Annotated in this window: 17 protein-coding genes and 1 tRNA gene; 8 read left to right on the top strand and 10 right to left on the bottom strand. The window is 71.3% G+C overall.

Annotated features, from left to right (window positions below):
- The first annotated feature begins 91 nt into the window (after positions 1 to 91).
- A complete protein-coding gene (locus tag ACZ7M3_RS23255) occupies positions 92 to 1,270 on the top strand; it encodes an SUKH-4 family immunity protein (RefSeq protein WP_472065533.1) in 1,179 nt (392 codons plus the stop codon).
- 77 nt (positions 1,271 to 1,347) lie between these two features.
- Here ACZ7M3_RS23255 and ACZ7M3_RS23250 read toward each other — a convergent pair.
- A tRNA-Cys gene (locus ACZ7M3_RS23250) sits at positions 1,348 to 1,419 on the bottom strand.
- A 218-nt stretch (positions 1,420 to 1,637) separates the two neighbouring features.
- Here ACZ7M3_RS23250 and ACZ7M3_RS23245 point away from each other — a divergent pair.
- The 3 genes from ACZ7M3_RS23245 (at position 1,638) to ACZ7M3_RS23235 (ending at position 6,247) form a co-directional block, all read left to right on the top strand.
- The gene (locus ACZ7M3_RS23245; protein WP_472065532.1) at positions 1,638 to 3,080 is read left to right on the top strand and encodes an MFS transporter; all 1,443 of its coding nucleotides are present in this window, start codon (positions 1,638 to 1,640) and stop codon (positions 3,078 to 3,080) included.
- 256 nt (positions 3,081 to 3,336) lie between these two features.
- The gene (locus tag ACZ7M3_RS23240) at positions 3,337 to 5,136 is read left to right on the top strand and encodes a DEAD/DEAH box helicase (protein WP_472065604.1); all 1,800 of its coding nucleotides are present in this window, start codon (positions 3,337 to 3,339) and stop codon (positions 5,134 to 5,136) included.
- 466 nt (positions 5,137 to 5,602) lie between these two features.
- The gene (locus ACZ7M3_RS23235) at positions 5,603 to 6,247 is read left to right on the top strand and encodes an IclR family transcriptional regulator (protein WP_099941625.1); all 645 of its coding nucleotides are present in this window, start codon (positions 5,603 to 5,605) and stop codon (positions 6,245 to 6,247) included.
- A gap of 132 nt (positions 6,248 to 6,379) precedes the next feature.
- On the opposite strand, the gene ACZ7M3_RS23230 is transcribed toward ACZ7M3_RS23235, so the two are convergent.
- Complete coding sequence (locus ACZ7M3_RS23230; RefSeq protein WP_472065531.1) at positions 6,380 to 7,201, bottom strand: alpha/beta fold hydrolase; 822 nt, start codon at positions 7,199 to 7,201, stop codon at positions 6,380 to 6,382.
- 57 nt (positions 7,202 to 7,258) lie between these two features.
- Between ACZ7M3_RS23230 and ACZ7M3_RS23225 the strand changes: the two genes are divergently transcribed.
- Positions 7,259 to 7,765: a MarR family winged helix-turn-helix transcriptional regulator gene (locus tag ACZ7M3_RS23225; protein WP_351315609.1), complete on the top strand. Its 507-nt coding sequence runs from the start codon at positions 7,259 to 7,261 to the stop codon at positions 7,763 to 7,765.
- A gap of 21 nt (positions 7,766 to 7,786) precedes the next feature.
- Here ACZ7M3_RS23225 and ACZ7M3_RS23220 read toward each other — a convergent pair whose 3' ends face one another.
- Positions 7,787 to 9,403, bottom strand: coding sequence for a PucR family transcriptional regulator (locus ACZ7M3_RS23220; protein WP_472065530.1), 1,617 nt, complete (start codon positions 9,401 to 9,403; stop codon positions 7,787 to 7,789).
- Positions 9,404 to 9,513: 110 nt separating this feature from the next.
- Between ACZ7M3_RS23220 and ACZ7M3_RS23215 the strand changes: the two genes are divergently transcribed.
- Genes ACZ7M3_RS23215 through ACZ7M3_RS23205 form a run of 3 tightly spaced genes read left to right on the top strand, consistent with a single transcriptional unit; the run spans position 9,514 to position 12,209 of the window.
- Positions 9,514 to 10,287: a chorismate synthase gene (locus tag ACZ7M3_RS23215; protein WP_472065529.1), complete on the top strand. Its 774-nt coding sequence runs from the start codon at positions 9,514 to 9,516 to the stop codon at positions 10,285 to 10,287.
- The gene (gene menC / locus ACZ7M3_RS23210; RefSeq protein WP_472065528.1) at positions 10,284 to 11,405 is read left to right on the top strand and encodes an o-succinylbenzoate synthase; all 1,122 of its coding nucleotides are present in this window, start codon (positions 10,284 to 10,286) and stop codon (positions 11,403 to 11,405) included. The genes ACZ7M3_RS23215 and menC overlap by 4 nt, the downstream gene beginning before the upstream one ends.
- 15 nt (positions 11,406 to 11,420) lie before the next feature.
- Positions 11,421 to 12,209 (top strand): S16 family serine protease, encoded by a 789-nt coding sequence (locus ACZ7M3_RS23205; protein WP_267061966.1) that lies wholly within the window; start codon positions 11,421 to 11,423, stop codon positions 12,207 to 12,209.
- On the opposite strand, the gene ACZ7M3_RS23200 is transcribed toward ACZ7M3_RS23205, so the two are convergent.
- The 7 genes from ACZ7M3_RS23200 to ACZ7M3_RS23170 all read right to left on the bottom strand — a co-directional run bounded on the left by ACZ7M3_RS23200 (position 12,206) and on the right by ACZ7M3_RS23170 (position 17,496).
- Entirely contained in the window at positions 12,206 to 12,391 is a 186-nt protein-coding gene (locus tag ACZ7M3_RS23200) for a hypothetical protein (RefSeq protein ID WP_472065527.1), read from the bottom strand. The two genes, ACZ7M3_RS23205 and ACZ7M3_RS23200, sit on opposite strands and share 4 nt — an antisense overlap.
- On the bottom strand, positions 12,388 to 13,005 hold the full coding sequence (locus ACZ7M3_RS23195) for an ArsR/SmtB family transcription factor (RefSeq protein WP_472065526.1): 618 nt from the start codon (positions 13,003 to 13,005) through the stop codon (positions 12,388 to 12,390). Before ACZ7M3_RS23195 ends, ACZ7M3_RS23200 begins: the two co-directional genes overlap by 4 nt.
- Before the next feature lie 77 nt (positions 13,006 to 13,082).
- Positions 13,083 to 14,099, bottom strand: a complete 1,017-nt coding sequence (locus tag ACZ7M3_RS23190) for a glycine betaine ABC transporter substrate-binding protein (RefSeq protein ID WP_472065525.1) — start codon at positions 14,097 to 14,099, stop codon at positions 13,083 to 13,085.
- The gene (locus ACZ7M3_RS23185) at positions 14,096 to 14,974 is read right to left on the bottom strand and encodes an ABC transporter permease (protein ID WP_472065603.1); all 879 of its coding nucleotides are present in this window, start codon (positions 14,972 to 14,974) and stop codon (positions 14,096 to 14,098) included. The genes ACZ7M3_RS23190 and ACZ7M3_RS23185 overlap by 4 nt, the downstream gene beginning before the upstream one ends.
- Before the next feature lie 113 nt (positions 14,975 to 15,087).
- A complete protein-coding gene (locus tag ACZ7M3_RS23180; protein ID WP_472065524.1) occupies positions 15,088 to 16,365 on the bottom strand; it encodes a betaine/proline/choline family ABC transporter ATP-binding protein in 1,278 nt (425 codons plus the stop codon).
- A complete protein-coding gene (locus tag ACZ7M3_RS23175) occupies positions 16,358 to 17,005 on the bottom strand; it encodes an ABC transporter permease (protein ID WP_472065523.1) in 648 nt (215 codons plus the stop codon). The genes ACZ7M3_RS23180 and ACZ7M3_RS23175 overlap by 8 nt, the downstream gene beginning before the upstream one ends.
- A gap of 20 nt (positions 17,006 to 17,025) precedes the next feature.
- On the bottom strand, positions 17,026 to 17,496 hold the full coding sequence (locus tag ACZ7M3_RS23170) for an Lrp/AsnC family transcriptional regulator (protein WP_388342200.1): 471 nt from the start codon (positions 17,494 to 17,496) through the stop codon (positions 17,026 to 17,028).
- Positions 17,497 to 17,503: the final 7 nt, after the last annotated feature.

Genomic DNA, 17,503 nt, shown 5'->3' with positions numbered 1-17,503 from the left:
GCGTATGGTTCTCGGTCAGTGGGGAAGTGCCGCTGGGCGGCGGCGAGTTCCCCGCGGGAAGCACATATGCGTTCACATGCGCGGGGGAGCCATGAGCACGACTGACACCGATGTCGTCGGCGCGATCACGCTGACCGAGGACGAGCTGGATCCATACATCACGCACACGGACACACGGCAGTGGCTGACGGGGCCCGGGCTGCCGGCCGAGGGCACGCTGCTGAGCTTCGGCGCCCTGCGGGAGCACGGGCTGCGCAGGGTCGCCGACCTGGCCGGTGACGCCGACAAACTCGCCACGGAGCTCCAGGACCAGCTGGTCGTCGGAGCACTGCGGACCTTCGACCGGGACCTGGAGTCGATCGTCCTGGACGGGGCGACGGGGAAGGTCGCCACGACGTACTTCTGCTCCAACCCGGCTCTGATGGACCTCGCGCCCCTGGCCCCCTCCCTGGAAGCCCTGGTGCGCTTCTCGGCGGCGACGGAGGAACTGACGGCGTCCCGCGGACGGTTCGCCGCCCACGAGGGCCGGTTCGGCCCGAAGGCGGTCACGGAGGCCTCCGAGTCCCTCGCCGCGGTCTTCGAGGCGGGCGCGGGCGGCGAGGTGGCGCCGTACTGGCGGATGGCCGCCCTGATCCGCCCCCTCGCCCGGATCGCCGGCCCCGGCGAGGGCCTCGTCCTCGACCTGCCCAAGCGGCTGCTGGACGAGGAGTTCGGCGCGGGCGCGATCATGCGCTTCGAGGACGTCGACTTCCCGCCCGCGCTCGTGCACGAGCCGACCCGTCGCTTCCTGCGCGAGACCGGCCTGCCCGAGGACGGCCTCCTCTTCCAGCTGGACACGGAAGTGCCCCTGCCGGCCCTCGCCGACTACTACGCGGACCAGCGCCCCGACGACTTCTCCGGCGACGAACTCCCTCCGACGGCCGACCGCCTGATACGCCTCGGCTACCTCATCGAGGACACCAGCCTCGTGGTGGACGGCACCACGGGCGCGGTCCTCGCCTGGAGCGAGCCGGACATCACCCTGCGCCCCCTCAACGCCGACATCTCCACCCTCGCCTTCACCCTCTGGCTGCTCCACCGCGAGAAGGCCCTCGACGCGACCCACGACCTCACCGACTCCTACGAACAACTGGCCGCCACCATGGCCCAGACCCTCGCCACGGTCGACCCGATCGCCTGCGACCCCACCCCCACGCTGGAGGGCGACGACGGCTGGCGCTACTGGCCGGAGATATTCGAGGACGAGGCGGGCGGCACCCTCCACGGCTAGCCGCCGGACGGCGACACCGCCCACATACGCGGATCGGCCGCCCCCGGTCACGGGGACGGCCGATCCACCTCATCAGGAGGCCGTGGCGGGAATTGAACCCGCGTAACTCGCTTTGCAGGCGAGCCCCTGAACCACTCGGGCACACGGCCGTTCTCAGGTGCGGCACGGCTCACTCGTTCCGAACCTGATGGGTTGAACGTAGGCGGGGCGGAGGGTGGGCTCAAGAGATGCGGGAGCGCTGCAACGGGACTGCCATACGCCGTTCATGAACGCCGGTTCCCGGACCGGCGGCGTACGACCAAAGACCCAGGTGATCACGGTCTTTGGACAGGAGTCACTGTCAGTCGTGGCCCTTACGCTGGCGGCCATGACAGCGCTGGGAGCACGTGATGCCGCGACCGCCCCGCCCGAGGGCAAGGGGGAGGGGGGTGTGCTGAGCCGTCCCTATCGGGCGCTCAGCATCGGGATCGTGTTCGTGGAGCTGCTGATCGCCTTCGAGGCGACGGCCGTCGGGACGGCGATGCCCGTCGCGGCGCGGGAGCTCGACGGGGTGTCGTTGTACGCGTTCGCGTTCTCGGCGTATTTCACGACGAGCCTGTTCGGGATGGTGTTCGCCGGGCAGTGGGCGGACCGCGACGGGCCCCTGGCGCCGCTGACCACGGGGATCACGGCCTTCGCGGCGGGACTGCTGCTGTCCGGGACGGCCGGGACCATGTGGCTGTTCCTTCTCGGGAGGGCGGTGCAGGGGCTCGGCGGCGGCCTGGTCGTCGTGGCCTTGTACGTCGTCGTGGTGCGGGCCTACCCGGAGCGGCTGCGCCCGGCGATCATGGCGGCGTTCGCGGCGAGCTGGGTGATTCCGTCCGTGGTCGGACCGCTGATCGCGGGCACGGTCACCGAGCACCTGGGCTGGCGCTGGGTGTTCACCGGGATACCGGTGCTGGTCGTGTTTCCGCTGGCGCTCGCGCTGCCGCGGATACGCCGGCTGCCGTCCGGGCGGTCGGCGGACGCGGCGGCCGCCGGTCGCGTGCCCTTCGAGCGGCGGCGCATCCGGCTGGCGCTCGGGATCTCGCTCGGCTCCGGACTCCTCCAGTACGCCGCCCAGGACCTCGACCCGCTCTCCCTCGTCCCTGGCCTCGCGGGCGCCGCGCTGCTCGTCCCGGCCGTCCTCGGGCTGCTGCCGCGCGGCACCTACCGGGCGGCGCGCGGGCTGCCGTCCGTGGTGCTGCTGCGCGGGTTGGCGGCCGGTTCCTTCATCGCCGCCGAGTCCTTCGTGCCCCTCATGCTGGTCACCCAGCGCGGGTTGTCGCCGACGCTCGCCGGGTTCTCGCTCGCGGCGGCCGGCGGGACCTGGGCGCTGGGGTCGTATGTGCAGTCGCGGCCACGCACGGAGCCGTACCGGGACCGGCTGATGTTCCTCGGGATGGTGCTGCTCGCGGCCGCAGTCGCCGCCGTGCCCAGCGTGCTGATCCCCGCGGTGCCCGTGTGGACCGTCGCTGTCGCCTGGGGGTTCGGCTGCTTCGGGATGGGACTGGTGATCGCCTCGACCAGCGTGCTGCTGCTGCGCCTCTCGACGCCCGAGGAGGTCGGCTCCCACTCCGCCGCGCTCCAGATCTCCGACGGCCTCTCCAACATCGTGCTCCTCGCGGCGGGCGGCGCGGCGTTCGCGGCGCTGGGCGGCGGCAAGGTCGCGGAGACGGCCACCTCGACGGCCGACGGTTCCCACCCCACCGCGTTCGCCGCCGTGTTCCTGCCGATGGCCGGGGTGGCGTTGGTGGGGGCCTGGGTGACGACGCGATTGCGAGAGCGGTGATCCGGAAAGAGAGCGGTGCTCCCGTCCGGTCGAGTGCGGTCGTCGTGAACCGGTCGGCCTCGTACTACCTGGTCATCGACGTGGCGGCCGGGATGGAGCGCGACATCAAGGTGATCGGTGTGCGGTTGCGGGGTTTGTGAGGTGGGTCCCATCCATGGGTGACCCGGCGTCGTCCGCGCGTTGACAGCTCCGGGGCGCCGGTAGGGTGGCCCGGTTGTCATACGTAGCCGAGCCGCTCGACCCCACCACGGAGACCGTGACTACCACCGCCGCCAGCACATCCACCTCACACCACCTCTCACCCGCCTTCCCCGGCCGTGCCCCCTGGGGTACCGCCAGCAAGCTGCGCGCCTGGCAGCAGGGGGCGCTGGAGAAGTACCTCCAGGAGCAGCCCCGCGACTTCCTGGCCGTCGCCACGCCCGGCGCCGGCAAGACGACGTTCGCGCTGACACTCGCGTCCTGGCTGCTGCACCACCACGTCGTGCAGCAGGTGACCGTGGTCGCGCCTACCGAGCACCTGAAGAAGCAGTGGGCGGAGGCCGCCGCGCGGATAGGGATCAAGCTGGATCCCGAGTACAGCGCCGGTCCGCTCAGCAAGGAGTACCAGGGCGTCGCCGTGACGTACGCGGGTGTGGGTGTGCGGCCCATGCTCCACCGCAATCGCGTCGAGCAGCGCAAGACCCTCGTCATCCTCGACGAGATCCACCACGCCGGTGACTCGAAGTCCTGGGGCGAGGCCTGTCTCGAAGCGTTCGAGCCCGCCACGCGGCGGCTCGCGCTCACCGGTACGCCCTTCCGGTCCGACACCAATCCCATCCCCTTTGTGACGTATGAAGAGGGGAACGACGGGATTCGGCGCTCTTCCGCCGATTACACCTACGGGTACGGATCCGCGCTGGGGGACGGGGTCGTGCGGCCCGTCATCTTCCTCTCCTACAGCGGCAACATGCGGTGGCGCACGAAGGCGGGGGACGAGATCGCGGCCCGGCTCGGCGAGCCGATGACCAAGGACGCCATCTCGCAGGCCTGGCGCACCGCGCTCGACCCGCGCGGCGAGTGGATGCCCAGTGTGCTGCGCGCCGCCGACCAGCGCCTGACCGAGGTCAGGAAGGGCATCCCGGACGCGGGCGCGCTGGTCATCGCCTCCGACCAGGACTCCGCGCGCGCGTACGCCAAGCTCATCCGTGAGATCACCGGGACGAAGGCGACCCTCGTCCTGTCCGACGACACCGGCGCGTCCAACAGGATCGACGAGTTCAGCCACAGCGAGGACCGGTGGATGGTCGCCGTCCGCATGGTGTCCGAGGGCGTCGACGTGCCGCGGCTCGCCGTCGGCGTGTACGCCACCACCATCTCCACGCCCCTCTTCTTCGCGCAGGCCGTCGGCCGTTTCGTACGGTCCCGGCGGCGCGGCGAGACCGCCTCGGTCTTCCTCCCGACCGTCCCCGACCTCCTCGGCTTCGCCAACGAGATGGAGGTCGAGCGCGACCACGTCCTCGACAAGCCCAAGAAGGAGGGCGAGGAGGACCCGTACGCCGAGTCCGAGCAGGAGATGGACGAGGCGAACCGGGAGCAGGACGAGGACACCGGCGAGCAGGAGCAGTTCTCCTTCGAGGCGCTGGAGTCCGAGGCCGTCTTCGACCGAGTGCTGTACGACGGCGCCGAGTTCGGGATGCAGGCCCACCCGGGGAGCGAGGAGGAGCAGGACTACCTCGGGATTCCGGGGCTGCTCGAACCCGACCAGGTGCAGCTGTTGCTCCAGAAGCGGCAGGCGCGGCAGATCGCGCACAGCCGCAAGAAGCCCGACGAGGAGGCCGACCTCCTCGAACTGCCCGCCGAGCGGCGGCCCGTGGTCTCGCACAAGGAGATGCTGGAGCTGCGCAAGCAGCTCAACACCATGGTCGGCGCGTACGTCCACCAGAGCGGCAAGCCGCACGGTGTGATCCACACCGAACTGCGCCGCGTGTGCGGGGGGCCGCCGAGCGCGGAGGCGACGGCGGGTCAGCTGCGGCAACGGATCGCCAAGGTGCAGGAGTGGGCCACCCGTATGCGGTGACGCTGGGCGCTGTGCCTGGGCGGTCGCGGTTCGTGGGGTGCTCGTTGTGTTTCGGCTGCGGGTCGGTTGTGGCCGGCCGCGCCCACGCGGCGGAGCCGCATGATGTCAGCGCCCCGCGCCCCTTTCAGGGGCGCGTCCTTGTGCGTGTGCGCTGTGTGTGGGGGGCGTGTGCGACACGTGGTGTGCGCCGTGCTTATCAGGACAAAGGATCGGCAAAGGGAAGGAGTCCGTACCAGGTCATGACCGGATTCTGGACGGAGACTTCCGCTGAGCGAACCGGCTCGCTACTGTCCCGCTACGCACACGCCCCGTGGCAGCGCCGCCGCGGAGCGCAGCCGTGTAGCGACTCCGCCCGGGAAGAGCCCGGGTCGTCAGCCGACGGCGGCCTCTGAAGCGCGTCGCCGACGGGACTCGGAGACGCAACCGCCGGGAAGGCCGCCGACCTCACCACTAAGGAGTGGGCGTCGTGACCGCGGAGACCTCTCAGACGCTCGACCGGGGACTGCGTGTCCTCAAGCTGCTCGCCGACACGGACCACGGGCTGACCGTCACCGAGCTTTCGAACAAACTGGGCGTCAACCGGACCGTTGTGTACCGCCTGCTCGCCACGCTGGAACAGCACGCGCTCGTACGCCGGGATCTGGGCGGCCGCGCCCGGGTCGGCCTCGGGGTACTGCGCCTGGGGCGCCAGGTGCATCCGCTGGTACGGGAGGCCGCGCTGCCGGCGCTGCGCGCGCTGGCCGAGGACATAGGAGCCACGGCCCATCTCACGCTCGTCGACGGGACCGAGGCGCTCGCCGTCGCCGTCGTGGAGCCGACGTGGACGGACTATCACGTCGCCTACCGCGCCGGGTTCCGCCATCCGCTGGACCGGGGCGCCGCGGGCCGCGCGATCCTCACCGCCCGGCAGCCCGGGCAGGCGGACGCCCCGGGATACACGCTCACGCACGGGGAGTTGGAGGCGGGCGCGAGCGGGGCCGCCGCTCCCCTGATAGGGGTGACCGGGGTCGAGGGCAGCGTCGGTGTCGTCATGCTCGCGGACTCCGTGCCGGAACGGGTGGGGCCGAGGGTCGTGGACGCGGCGCGAGAGGTCGCGGACGCACTGCGCTGAGACCCCACGCTCCGTGGCGGCCCAGGGTCCTTGTCCAAGGCTTGCTGTTCGGCCTGGGGCCGGACGCCTGGGCCGCGTTCGCCGTCCTCGGCACGCAGCTGCGTGCGTGCGAGGAGCGGCCGGCGGGGTGGCTCAGGCGGGCAGGCCGCTGAGCCACTTCAGCAGGGACTTGGTGAAGACGCGGGGCTGTTCCATGTTGGCGTAGTGGGCGGTGCCCTCGACGGTGATGGTGCGGCCGTCGGCGACGGCGTCGACGAGGCGGTCGGCCATCGCGATCTGAGCGGCCGCGTCCAGGGCGCCGTTGATGGCCAGGACGGGAACCGTGATGCTCTTGGCGCGCGCCGGGATGTCGGCCACGGGGACGGACCGGTCGGGTTCGTCGGGCGTGTGCTTGGAAATGGTCCCCCGCGCCATTTCCCGTACCCGCCGTACGACGTCCGGGTCGACCTCGTCGAGCGTGCGATGCGGGCCGGCCACGACCGAGGCGAAGACGTCGACCCAGCCGTCGATGTCGCCGGCGGCCAGGGTGCCGCCCCAGCTGTTCTGGATGTCCAGGGTCCAGGCGTCGGTGTCCTCCGGGTCGGTGATCCCGGCGCCGCTGACGACGAGCGCGCGGACGAGGTCCGGGTGTTCCAGCGTGGTGTCGACCGCGGTGGCCCCGCCCATCGACATTCCGACGAGGACCACGGGGCCCGTGTCGAGGTGGCGCAGGAGGGCGGCTAGGTCGTCGGCGGGGCGGAAGGGCTTCGTCGCGTTGGCGGACCGGCCGTGGCCGCGGGCGTCGGGTGCGATCACCCGGTGGCCGGCCGCGAGGAGCGGCACCAGGTCGTCCCACATGCGGTGGTCGGTGAAGCCGCCGTGCAGCAGCACCAGCGGGGGACCGGTACCGACGTCGCGGTAGGCGAGCGGACCGTCGGCGGACTCGAACATGAACACCTGTGCGGCATCAATCATGACAACTAAGGTGTCATGTTGGAGTCGACTTGGCAACCAAGGTGTCATCCTGTTTCCGTGACCCACACCAGCAGGCCCGACGCCCCCAGTGAGCCCGACGACTCCAGGCCGCTCCCGCCCGACGACCTCGCCCCCCGCCTCTACGAGGTGTTCGCCGTGCTGGGGCCCCTGTATCGGCGCGTGAGCCGCAAGGTGGAGCTGAACGAGCCGATCGAAGGCCTGTCCATCGGCGTGCGCGCCGTCCTGGATCTCCTGCGTGCGCAGGGACCCCTGACGGTCCCCCAGATGGGGCGCGCGCAGGCGCTCAGCCGTCAGTTCGTGCAGCGGATGGTCAATGAGGCGGCGGCCCACGGCCTGGTCGAGGCCGTCGCCAACCCCGCGCACCAGCGGTCCTCGCTGATCCGGCTGACCGACGACGGCCGTACGGCCATCGACGCGGTGATCACCCGCGAGAGCGCGCTGCTGAAGCGGGTGGGCGGCGACCTCACCGACGCGGACGTGGAGAGGTGCGTACGGGTGCTGACCCGCATGCTGGAGGTCTTCGAGGACGTGGACGTCAACTGACGGCCGGGCTTGAAGGGCGGCTCAGTGGCGGCTGCCGAGCCCGCCCAGCGTCCGCAACTGGAGCCACAGCACCAGCCGTTCGTCGGGATCGTCGAGGTCGATGCCGAGCTGCTGCCGGGCCTGCCGGAGGCGGTAGCGGCAGGTGTTGGCGTGCACGGCGAGCAGCCGCGCCGCGCCCGCCACGTCACAGCCCGCGTCCAACCAGGCGACGAGGGTACGCGCGTACTCGGTGCCGTGCCCGGCGTCGTGCGCGAGGACCCGCCGCCACCCGCCCGCGCTCAACTCCCGCCGCTCGCCCAGGACTTCGGCAAGCCGCAGCAGGGTGACGCGCGGCCTCACCTCCTCCACGGTCGCCACCGGCAACTCAGGGCCCAGGACCCGCAGGACGAGGTCGGCGTCGTCCCGGGAGGCCCGCACCTCCGCGAGCCCGCCGACCACATCCCCCAGCCCGGCCCGCACGGGCACCCGCAACGCCCGCCCGGCCCGCGCCACGATGTCCTCCGCCAGCCCTTTGTGGCTGTGGCTATTTGTTCGCTTCCGGGGCGCCTGCGGCTCACGGGCTCCGCCACGCTCCCCGAACGCCGGCAGCAGCGCGTACACGACCCCGTCGACGAGGACGCCCGCATGCCGTCCGTAGCGCGCCTCGCACTGCAGGCGTACGAGATCCAGGAGCCGTAGCGCGGTCTGTTCGACGTCCGCCGCCGAGACGCTGGAGTCCAGGACGAAGGCGGCCACACGCACGGGCGCCGGGTTTCCGTCCGGGCCGAGGCCCATGCCCAGGCGGTGGGCGGCGCCCGCCGGGTCGGCGGTGCCGTCGAGCAGGCGGCGCAGCAGGTCGCCGTTCTGGTGGCGGGCCAGCTCCTGCGCGGCGCGGGCCCGCAGCAGGAGCAGCGCCGCCGTGGACGCGCCCTGGGCGAGGGCCTCCTCGGCGTCCGGCGCGAGGCCACCGTCGTCGACGACCCAGAGCGAGCCGAGGGTCTCGCCGCCCGCCCGCACGGCGACGGCGAGTCGCGGCAGGTTGTCGCTGCCCTCCAGCGCGGGCAGCCGGACCACGCCCTCGGCCGCGAACAGCACCCGGTACTGCTCCGAGTTGGCGGGGCTCACGGGCACCTGGAGGCCGAGGATGCCCGTGCGGCGGTCCTCGTCGACCGGCTGCCCCGCAACCGTCGAGTAGGCGAGGATCCGCTGCCGCGGGTCCTCGATCGCGGTGGCGCCACCGACGGCCGCGGCCACCGCGTCGGCCAGCGCGAACAGGTCCCCCAGACCGCTCCCGGCGGCCGCCGGCCGGGCGCCGATCGCGGAGGCCAGCAGCAGATGTACGTGGTGCCACGCGGCGTCCTCGTCCACGGACAGCAGGGCCACACCCGCCGACTCCGCCTCCGCGAGCGGGCCGTGTGGGCCGCGTACGACCAGCCCGCTCATCCCCGCCTGCGCCGCCGCCCGCGCCAGTGGCCCCGCCGCGGACGCCCGCACCCCGACCGCGAGCAGCAGCGCCCCGGGCGCGCGGGGCAGCGGCGCGTGGGCGTCGTACAGCAGCGCCTCGGTGACGGGCACGGCGAGCCCGGCGGGCGCGGTCTGCAGCCGTACGGAGAGGCCGCCGACGGCGTCCAGCAGGTCACCGAGGGTGCAGGCGTCCACGCGGCTCCTTCCCGAGGGGAGATGTGGTTGGCCGATCCCCTCAGGAACGTACGCGTGTGTTGTCCTGATGCACAACGCGGGCGCCGCCACGAGCTTCGACACTCGGTTCCATGACCGAAGAAGTGAGCATCCGTACCGTTCACGACGTCGCCGGGATCGCCGCGGTGGCCGACCTCTTCAGCGACGTCTGGCAGACGCCCCGCAGCTGTCCGCCCTATCCGGCGGAGGTGTTGCACAGCCTGGTGCACGCCGGGGGCGCGGTGCATGCCGCGTACGACGGGACACGGCTGGCCGGAGCCGCCGTCGCCGTGTTCGGACAGCCGGGGCGGCAGGACGCGTACTCCCTGGTCGCCGCGGCCGATCGCGGGCTCGGGTACGCCGTGAAGCAGGCCCAGCGCGCCTGGGCCCTGGAACGCGGCGCCCGCACCATGCGCTGGACCTTCGATCCGCTGGTCGGCCGCAACGCCCGCTTCAACCTGGTCAAGCTGGGGGCCACTGGCACGGAGTACCTGGTCGACTTCTACGGGCCCATGGCGGACGGGGTGAACGACGGGGACGAGAGCGACCGGCTGACGGTGACCTGGGATCTGACCGCGCCCCGTACGCCCCTGGAGACCGGCGACCGTGACGCCGCGCCCGCCACCCACCTCGCTCCCGACGACGCCTTCCTCGCCCGCCGCGACATCTCCGACCGGCACATCTGGTGCCGGGTCCCGGACGACATCGTCAAGCTGCGCGCCGCCGACCCGACGCTCGCGCTGCGCTGGCGCCACGCCGTCCGTGCGGTCTTCACGGAGGCCTTCGCCGAGGGATACGTCGCCACCGGGATGTCCCGCGACGGCTGGTACACCCTCACCCGCCCCGCCACGGAAGGCGCCGCATGAAACTCGAACGCGTCGAAGTCGTCCACATCGCGCTGCCCCTGGTCACCCCCTTCCGAACCTCCTTCGGGACCATGACGACGAAGGACACCTTCCTCCTCCACGTCGTCACGGACGCGGCCGAGGGCTGGTCGGAGTTCGCCGCCGACCCCGAGCCGCTGTACTGCTCGGAATTCGTGGCCGGCGCCGAGATCGTGCTCCGCGACTTCCTGCTGCCGCGCGTGGCCGCCCTCCCGCACCTCACGGCCGCCGCGCTCGCCCCCGCGACGGCGAAGATCAAGGGGCACGAGCTGGCCAAGGCGGCCCTGGAGACGGCCGTCCTCGACGCCGAGCTGCGCGCCTACGGCATGTCGCTCGCGACCTGTCTCGGAGCCGTCCGCGACCGTGTGCCCGCCGGGGTGTCGGTCGGCATCAAGGACTCCGTCGCGGCACTCCTCGACGACGTCGAGCGCTACCTCGCCGAGGGGTACGTCCGGATCAAGCTGAAGATCGAACCCGGCTGGGACCTGGAGCCCGTACGGGCCGTGCGCGAGCGCTTCGGGGACGCGCTGCCGCTCCAGGTGGACGCCAACACGGCGTACTCGCTCGCGGACGCCGAGCATCTGCGCAGGCTCGACGCGTTCGGACTGCTGCTCATCGAGGAACCGCTGGAGGAGAACAACCTCCACGCGCACGCACGGCTCCAGCAGCGCATCGCCACCCCCGTCTGCCTCGACGAGTCCCTGCACAGCGCCCGCGACACCGCCTCCGCCATCGCCATGGACGCCTGCCGGGTCGTCAACGTGAAGCCCGCCCGGGTCGGCGGCTACCTGGAGGCGCGCCGCATCCACGACGTCGCCCAGGCGCACGGGGTACCGGTCTGGTGCGGCGGCATGCTGGAGACGGGCATCGGCCGGGCCCCGAACCTGGCCCTGGCGGCCCTGCCGGGCTTCACCCTCCCCGGGGACACCTCCGCCTCCAGCCGCTACTTCGCCGAGGACATCACCGAGCCGTTCGTCCTTCAGGACGGTCATCTGCCGGTGCCGCGCACCCCGGGCATCGGGACCGAGCCGCTGCCGGAGGCGCTGCGCCGCTTCACCACCGCCCGGCGGGACCTGTACGGAGGCCGCGCCGAGCGGTGACGTTAGATTGATCCCGTGCTCTCTCGCCTCACACGCCTCCAGGCCATCACCGTCTGCGCCGTTCCCGTCGTGGCCCTGCTCGCCACGGCGGCGTTCGCGCCGCTGCCGTTCTCCGTGGCGCAGCCCGGGATGACGGCGAACGTCCTGGGCGAGAACAAGGGCGACCCCGTGATCACGATCAGCGGAGCGCCCACCCGGACGACGAACGGGCAGCTGCGGATGACGACGATCGAGGCGACCGGGCCGGACGCGAGCGTCAGCCTGGGTGACGTGATCGACGGCTGGTTCCGTACGGACCGGGCCGTGATGCCGCGCGACTCGGTCTACCCGAGCGGGAACTCCGTCAAGGAGATCGAGCAGCACAACGCGGACGAGATGAAGAAGTCCCAGGACACGGCCACCGAGGCGGCCCTGTCCTATCTGCACGAGAAGAACGACGTGAAGGTCACGCTCAAGCTGGCCGACGTCGGCGGGCCCAGCGCCGGACTGCTCTTCACGCTCGGGATCATCGACAAGCTGGACGGCGACGGCAGCGGCGGCGACCTCACGGGCGGTCGCACCGTCGCGGGTACGGGGACGATCGACGCCGACGGCAAGGTCGGCGCGGTCGGCGGGGTCGCCCTGAAGACGCAGGCCGCCCGGCGCGACGGCGCGACGGTCTTCCTGGTCCCGAAGGCGGAGTGCTCGGACGCCAAGTCGGAACTGCCCAAGGGCCTGCGACTGGTTCCGGTGACCACGCTCAAGGGCGCGGTCGACGCGCTGGTGTCCCTGGAGAAGGGGAAGGGCTCGGTCCCGAGCTGTTAGGCGATCACCGGCCTGGGTGCGGCGGCGAGGCGCAGGCCGACCTCCACGAGGGTCCAGCCGAGGCGCGTCCGCAGTTCTCCGGGGCGGCGGGCGGAGGCGGCCAGGCGGTGGGTCTCGGCCTGGGCCCGGAGCTCGGCGGCGCGGGTGTGGTGCAGGGCGAGGTGGGTCTCGGCGTGCGTCATGGGTGCGTCTCCGTTCGGTCCTGCGTGACGGGGAAGGCGTGGGTGTGGATGCGGACCTGCTCCGCGTCGGAGTCGTCCTCGGCGCCGGCGAGGGGGCGGTAGCTTTCGAGCAGGTCGTGCATCTTTTCGATGAGTTCGCGGGCCTGCCCGGACGTCAGTCGTAGGGTCCAGTCGCTCATGTCGCTGGCCCGGTACCAGTCCTCGGACCAGTCGGCGCGCGTACCCAGCCAGGTCGACAGCTCACGCGTGTGCGTGGTCGCGACCTCGTGCAGGTACATGTCGGCCGCTCCGCGGACCGTCGGGTCGCCGTCCTTGAGCAGGTTCGCGTCGAAGTACACGCCCTGGTCGACGGCCTGCCACCAGCGCTCACGGCCCTTGCCCCGCTCGGGTGCGTCCTCGACGAAGCCGTGCGCGGCCAGTTGCCGCAGGTGATAGCTGGTAGCCCCGCTGGACTCGCCCAGCCGCTCGGCGAGCATCGACGCGGTGGCGGGCCCCCGCTGCCGCAGCGCGTACAGCAACTGCATGCGCAGAGGATGGGCGATGCCGCGCAGTGTGCGGGCGTCGAGGGTGCGGACCTGTCGTTCCTCGGGCAGCGGTTCCGTGGGCTCTTCCATGCATCCAAAGGTAGCGTTGCAAAGAAGTGCTTGCAAGGATTTCTTTGCAACCACTTCTTTGGAAGCCGTCGCCCCGCTCACCCGCCCTTGACGAACCCCTCCTGCTTCATCCAGTCCAGCGCCACCTGATGCGGATCCTGCCCGTCGACGTCCACCTTGGAGTTCAGGGTCTGGGCCATGTCGTTGTCGAGCTTCTTGGTGATCGGGTCCAGGACCTGGGCGATCGCCGGGTACTTCTTCAGAGCCTTGGAGTTGATCACGGGCGCCGCGTTGTAGTTGGGGAAGAACTTCTTGTCGTCCTCCATCACCGCCAGGTTCATCGACTTGATGCGCCCGTCGGTCGTGAAGACCTCCCCGTACGTGCAACTCCCCTTCGCCACCTGGGTGTAGATGATCCCGGTGTCCATCTGCGTGATGTTCTTCGCGGGCAGACTCATCCCGTACGCCTTCTCCATGCCCGGCAGCCCGTCGGCCCGGTTGGCGAACTCGCTCTCCACGCACAGCGTGACCGCGCCCGGGTTCGACTTGGACAGCGCGGCCACGTCGGAGAGCGTCTTGGTGCCGTACTTCTCGAAGTTGGCCTGGTTCATGGCGAGGGCGTACGTGTTGTTGAGCGCGGACGGCGGCAGCCAGGTCAGCCCGTTCTTCAGGTCGGCGTCGTGCACCGCCTGCCACTGCTGCTGCGGGTTGGGGATGGGCTTGCTGTTGCCGAGGTACGTGATCCAGGCGGTGCCCGTGTACTCGTACATCCCGTCCGCGTCCTCGCTCTTGACGGCCTCCCGCGCGCCGATCGAACCCTGGATGCCCGTCCGGTCGAGGACGTCCGCGCCGGCCGCCTGGAAGGCGATGCCCATGATCGCGCCGAGGACCAGCTGCTCGGTGAACTCCTTCGACGTCACCGTCAGATGGGCGCCCTTGAGCGGCTGCCCCTGCCCGATCGAGCCGGGCGCGACGTCGTCGACCATGGGGGAGCCGCTGGTGAGCCCGCACCCGGCGACCAGGACCAGCGCCCCGGCCAGCACCGGAGCCGTACGTCTCGCGGTGGGTGCGGGACCCGTGCGTCTCGCGGCGGTTGCGGGACCCGTACGTCTCATGAGCCCGCCTCCAGTCCGCGCGGCCTGAGCAGCAGTTCGACCAGGGAGGCGAGCCAGTCCACGAGCAGGGCCAGTGAGACCGTGAGGACCGAGCCGAGGACCAGGACGGGCATGCGCTGGGTGGTGATGCCGGTGGTGATCAGGACACCGAGGCCGCCGCCCCCGCCGAAGGTGGCGAGGGTCGCCGTGCCCACGTTCAGGACCAGGGCCGTCCGTACGCCCGCGAGGATCAGCGGCACGGCCAGCGGGAGTTCGATGCGGGTCAGCACCCCCAGGGGGGACATCCCGATGCCGCGGGCCGCCTCCAGGAGGGTCGGGTCGTTGGCCTTCAGGCCCGCGATCGTGTTGGAGAGGACCGGCAGGATGGCGTAGACGGTGATGCCGATCAGGGCCGCCCGCTGGCCGGTGCCCAGCCAGATGACCAGCAGGGCCAGCAGGCCGATCGCGGGCGTGGCCTGCCCCATGTTGGCGAGCGTCATCGCGACCGGGGTCGCCTTCCGGAACGCCGCCCGGGTGAGCAGGATGCCCAGCGGGATCGCGATGATCAGCACGAAGAAGGTGGAGATCGCGGTCAGCCGGATCTGCTGCCACAGGGCCTTCGACACCTGGCCGTTCGACAGCGCGTTCTCGGAGATCGGGTCCAGCCGGGCCTGCTGGAACCAGAGCCAGGTGGCCAGCAGCACGGCCGCGAGGACCAGGGGCAGGAAGGTCAGCTTCTGCCAGGTGATCCGGCGCTTGAGGACGACCCTCGGAGGTGGGGCCTCCCCCTCGACTCCGCCTTCACCGCCCCCGGGAAGGCCTTCGGGAAGGTCCTCGGGGAAGTCCCCGGAGTCCGGCGAGAACTCGCCGTCGTCCCGGAACGCGAGCCCCTTCACCTCGTGCTCGCCCTCGGGCCGCTCCCTGCGCTGTTCCTTGAGCTGTTCCTTGCGCCGTTCCTTGGAACGCTCCTTGGGCCGTTCCTTGGGCCGTTTCTCGGGCCGGGGAGTGCTCACGCCTTCGCCTCCCCGCCGCCCACACCCTCCTGCTCGACGTGGGTCTGCTGGGCGCGCGCCTCCTCCAGCTCGTGCTGGTGCTCCATCGCCTCCAGCCGGTCCGCCTCCAACAGCTCGTGCACGGAGTTCATCAGCGTCTCCATGTCGACGACACCGGTGAACTCGCCGCGCCGCCCGGTGACCGCGACCCGGCCCGTGTTGTCGATGAGCACCGCCTCCAGCGCGTCCCGCAGCGTGGCGTCCCGGGTCACCGTGTCGTGCACCAGCGTGCCCGCCCGCGCCAGCGAACCCCTGGCCCGCATCAGGTCGCCGCGCCGCAGCCACTTGTAGGGGCGGCCCCGCCGGTCGAGCAGCAGGATCTCGTTCGTGCCGCTGCTTCTGAGCTTGTTGAAGATCTCCTGGAGCGGGTCGTCCACGGTGACCGTCGGCCAGTCGGTGATCTCCACGTCCCGTACCCGGGTGAGGTTGAGCCGTTTCAACGCCGCGCCCGCGCCCACGAACCCCGACACGAAGTCGTCGGCCGGGTTGGTGAGGATCGCCTCCGGGGTGTCGAACTGCGCGATGTGCGAGTGCTCGCGCAGCACCGCGATCCGGTCACCGAGCTTGATCGCCTCGTCGAAGTCGTGGGTGACGAAGACGATCGTCTTGTGCAGCTCGCGCTGGAGCCGGATCAGCTCGTCCTGGAGGTGGTCGCGGGTGATCGGGTCCACGGCGCCGAAGGGCTCGTCCATCAGCAGCACGGGCGGGTCGGCCGCGAGCGCCCGGGCCACGCCCACGCGCTGCTGCTGGCCGCCGGAGAGCTGGCGCGGATAACGTCCCTGGAACTCGGCCGGGTCGAGGCCGACCAGGTCCAGCATCTCCTCGACGCGCGCCCTGACCCGCGACTTCGACCAGCCGACCATCTTCGGTACGAGGGCGATGTTCTGGGCGACCGTCATGTGCGGGAAGAGCCCGGACGCCTGGATGGCGTAACCGATCTTGCGGCGCAGCTTCACCGGGTCCATGTCGGTGACGTCCTCGGCGTTGATGCGGATGCGGCCGCCGGTCGGTTCGATCAGCCGGTTGATCATCTTGAGCGTGGTGGACTTGCCGCATCCCGACGGGCCCACGAAGACGACCAGCTCGCCCGCTTTGATCTCCATGTTGACGCTGTCCACGGCGGGTTCCCGGCTGCTGGGGTAGCGCTTGGTGAGGTTCTCCAGCTCGATGGTGGCGCCGGTCGTGGAGGTGTGCGCGCCCTCCGGTGGCCCCGCGGCCTCGGTCGTCTCAGGCACGGATCCCCCTCGGAATGGTCAGCCGGCCGATGAGGACGTACGCGGCGTCGAACAGCAGCGCGAGGATGATGATCCCGATCGTGCCCGCGAGTACCTGGTTGAGCGCGTTCTTGCTGCCCAGGGACGCGAGGCCGCGGAAGATCTCGTTGCCGAGGCCGGGGCCGGAGGCGTACGCCGCGATCGCCGCGATGCCCATCAGCATCTGCGTGGAGACCCGGATGCCGGTGAGGATCGGTGGCCAGGCAAGCGGCAGCTCGACCTTCAGCAGCCGGGCCGGACCGGACATGCCGATGCCCTTCGCCGCGTCCACCAGCGCGGGGTCGACCCCGCGCAGGCCCACGATCGCGTTGCGCACGATCGGCAGCAGCCCGTACAGCGTCAGCGCGATCACCGTGGGCGGCACGCCCAGGCCCACGATCGGGATCAGCAGACCGATCATGGCGAGCGAGGGGATGGTCAGGATGGTGGAGGTGGTGGTCGTGGCGACGCCGCCCGCCCAGTCGCTGCGATAGGTGACGACGCCGATCACCACACCGATGAGCGTCGCGACGACCATGCACTGGAAGACCACGCTGGCGTGCTGGTACGCGTCCGTGAGCAGCTGCTGATGGCGGCTGCTCAGGTACTGCCAGAAGTTCACGCCACCTCCCAGGCCGTCGGTCAGTGCTCGGTCGCCGCCTGCTCCACCAGCGGGATGATCCGCAGCGGAACGGGGTTCTCCATGACGATCGCCGTGGAGGCCCGGACGATGCCATCAAAACCGACGACCCGGTCGATCACACGTTGGAGATCGGCGTTCGAGCGGGCCACCAGGCGGCACAGCATGTCGCCGCCGCCGGTGGTCGTGTGCAGCTCCAGCACCTCGGGGACGGTCGCCAAGTGCGCCCGTACGTCGGTGCCTTGTCCCTGCCTGATCTGCAGCGTCGCGAAGGCCGTGACGGGGTAGCCGAGCGCGGCCGGATCCACCTGCGGACCGAATCCCCGGATGACTCCATTCGATTGAAGGCGGTCAAGGCGGGCCTGCACGGTGCCGCGCGCGACCCCGAGCCGCCGGGACATCTCCAGCACGCCGATGCGTGGCTCCTCGGCCAGCAGCACGATGAGCCGGCCGTCCAGGTGATCGATCGCCATGCCGTCC

The organism is Streptomyces sp. NPDC111656, from assembly GCF_055656965.1.
The sequence above is the reverse complement of the archived record's forward strand: the minus strand, read 5'-3'. Positions and strand labels throughout refer to the sequence as shown.

Bases quoted from the DNA above. Each gene is read 5' to 3' on its own strand.
- ACZ7M3_RS23255 (WP_472065533.1), top strand. From the start codon at position 92: ATGAGCACGACTGACACCGATGTCGTCGGCGCGATCACGCTGACCGAG.
- ACZ7M3_RS23245 (WP_472065532.1), top strand. From the start codon at position 1,638: ATGACAGCGCTGGGAGCACGTGATGCCGCGACCGCCCCGCCCGAGGGC.
- ACZ7M3_RS23230 (WP_472065531.1), bottom strand. From the start codon at position 7,201: ATGATTGATGCCGCACAGGTGTTCATGTTCGAGTCCGCCGACGGTCCG.
- ACZ7M3_RS23215 (WP_472065529.1), top strand. From the start codon at position 9,514: ATGACCGAAGAAGTGAGCATCCGTACCGTTCACGACGTCGCCGGGATC.
- menC (WP_472065528.1), top strand. From the start codon at position 10,284: ATGAAACTCGAACGCGTCGAAGTCGTCCACATCGCGCTGCCCCTGGTC.
- ACZ7M3_RS23200 (WP_472065527.1), bottom strand. From the start codon at position 12,391: ATGACGCACGCCGAGACCCACCTCGCCCTGCACCACACCCGCGCCGCC.
- ACZ7M3_RS23195 (WP_472065526.1), bottom strand. From the start codon at position 13,005: ATGGAAGAGCCCACGGAACCGCTGCCCGAGGAACGACAGGTCCGCACC.
- ACZ7M3_RS23190 (WP_472065525.1), bottom strand. From the start codon at position 14,099: ATGAGACGTACGGGTCCCGCAACCGCCGCGAGACGCACGGGTCCCGCA.
- ACZ7M3_RS23170 (WP_388342200.1), bottom strand. From the start codon at position 17,496: ATGGCGATCGATCACCTGGACGGCCGGCTCATCGTGCTGCTGGCCGAG.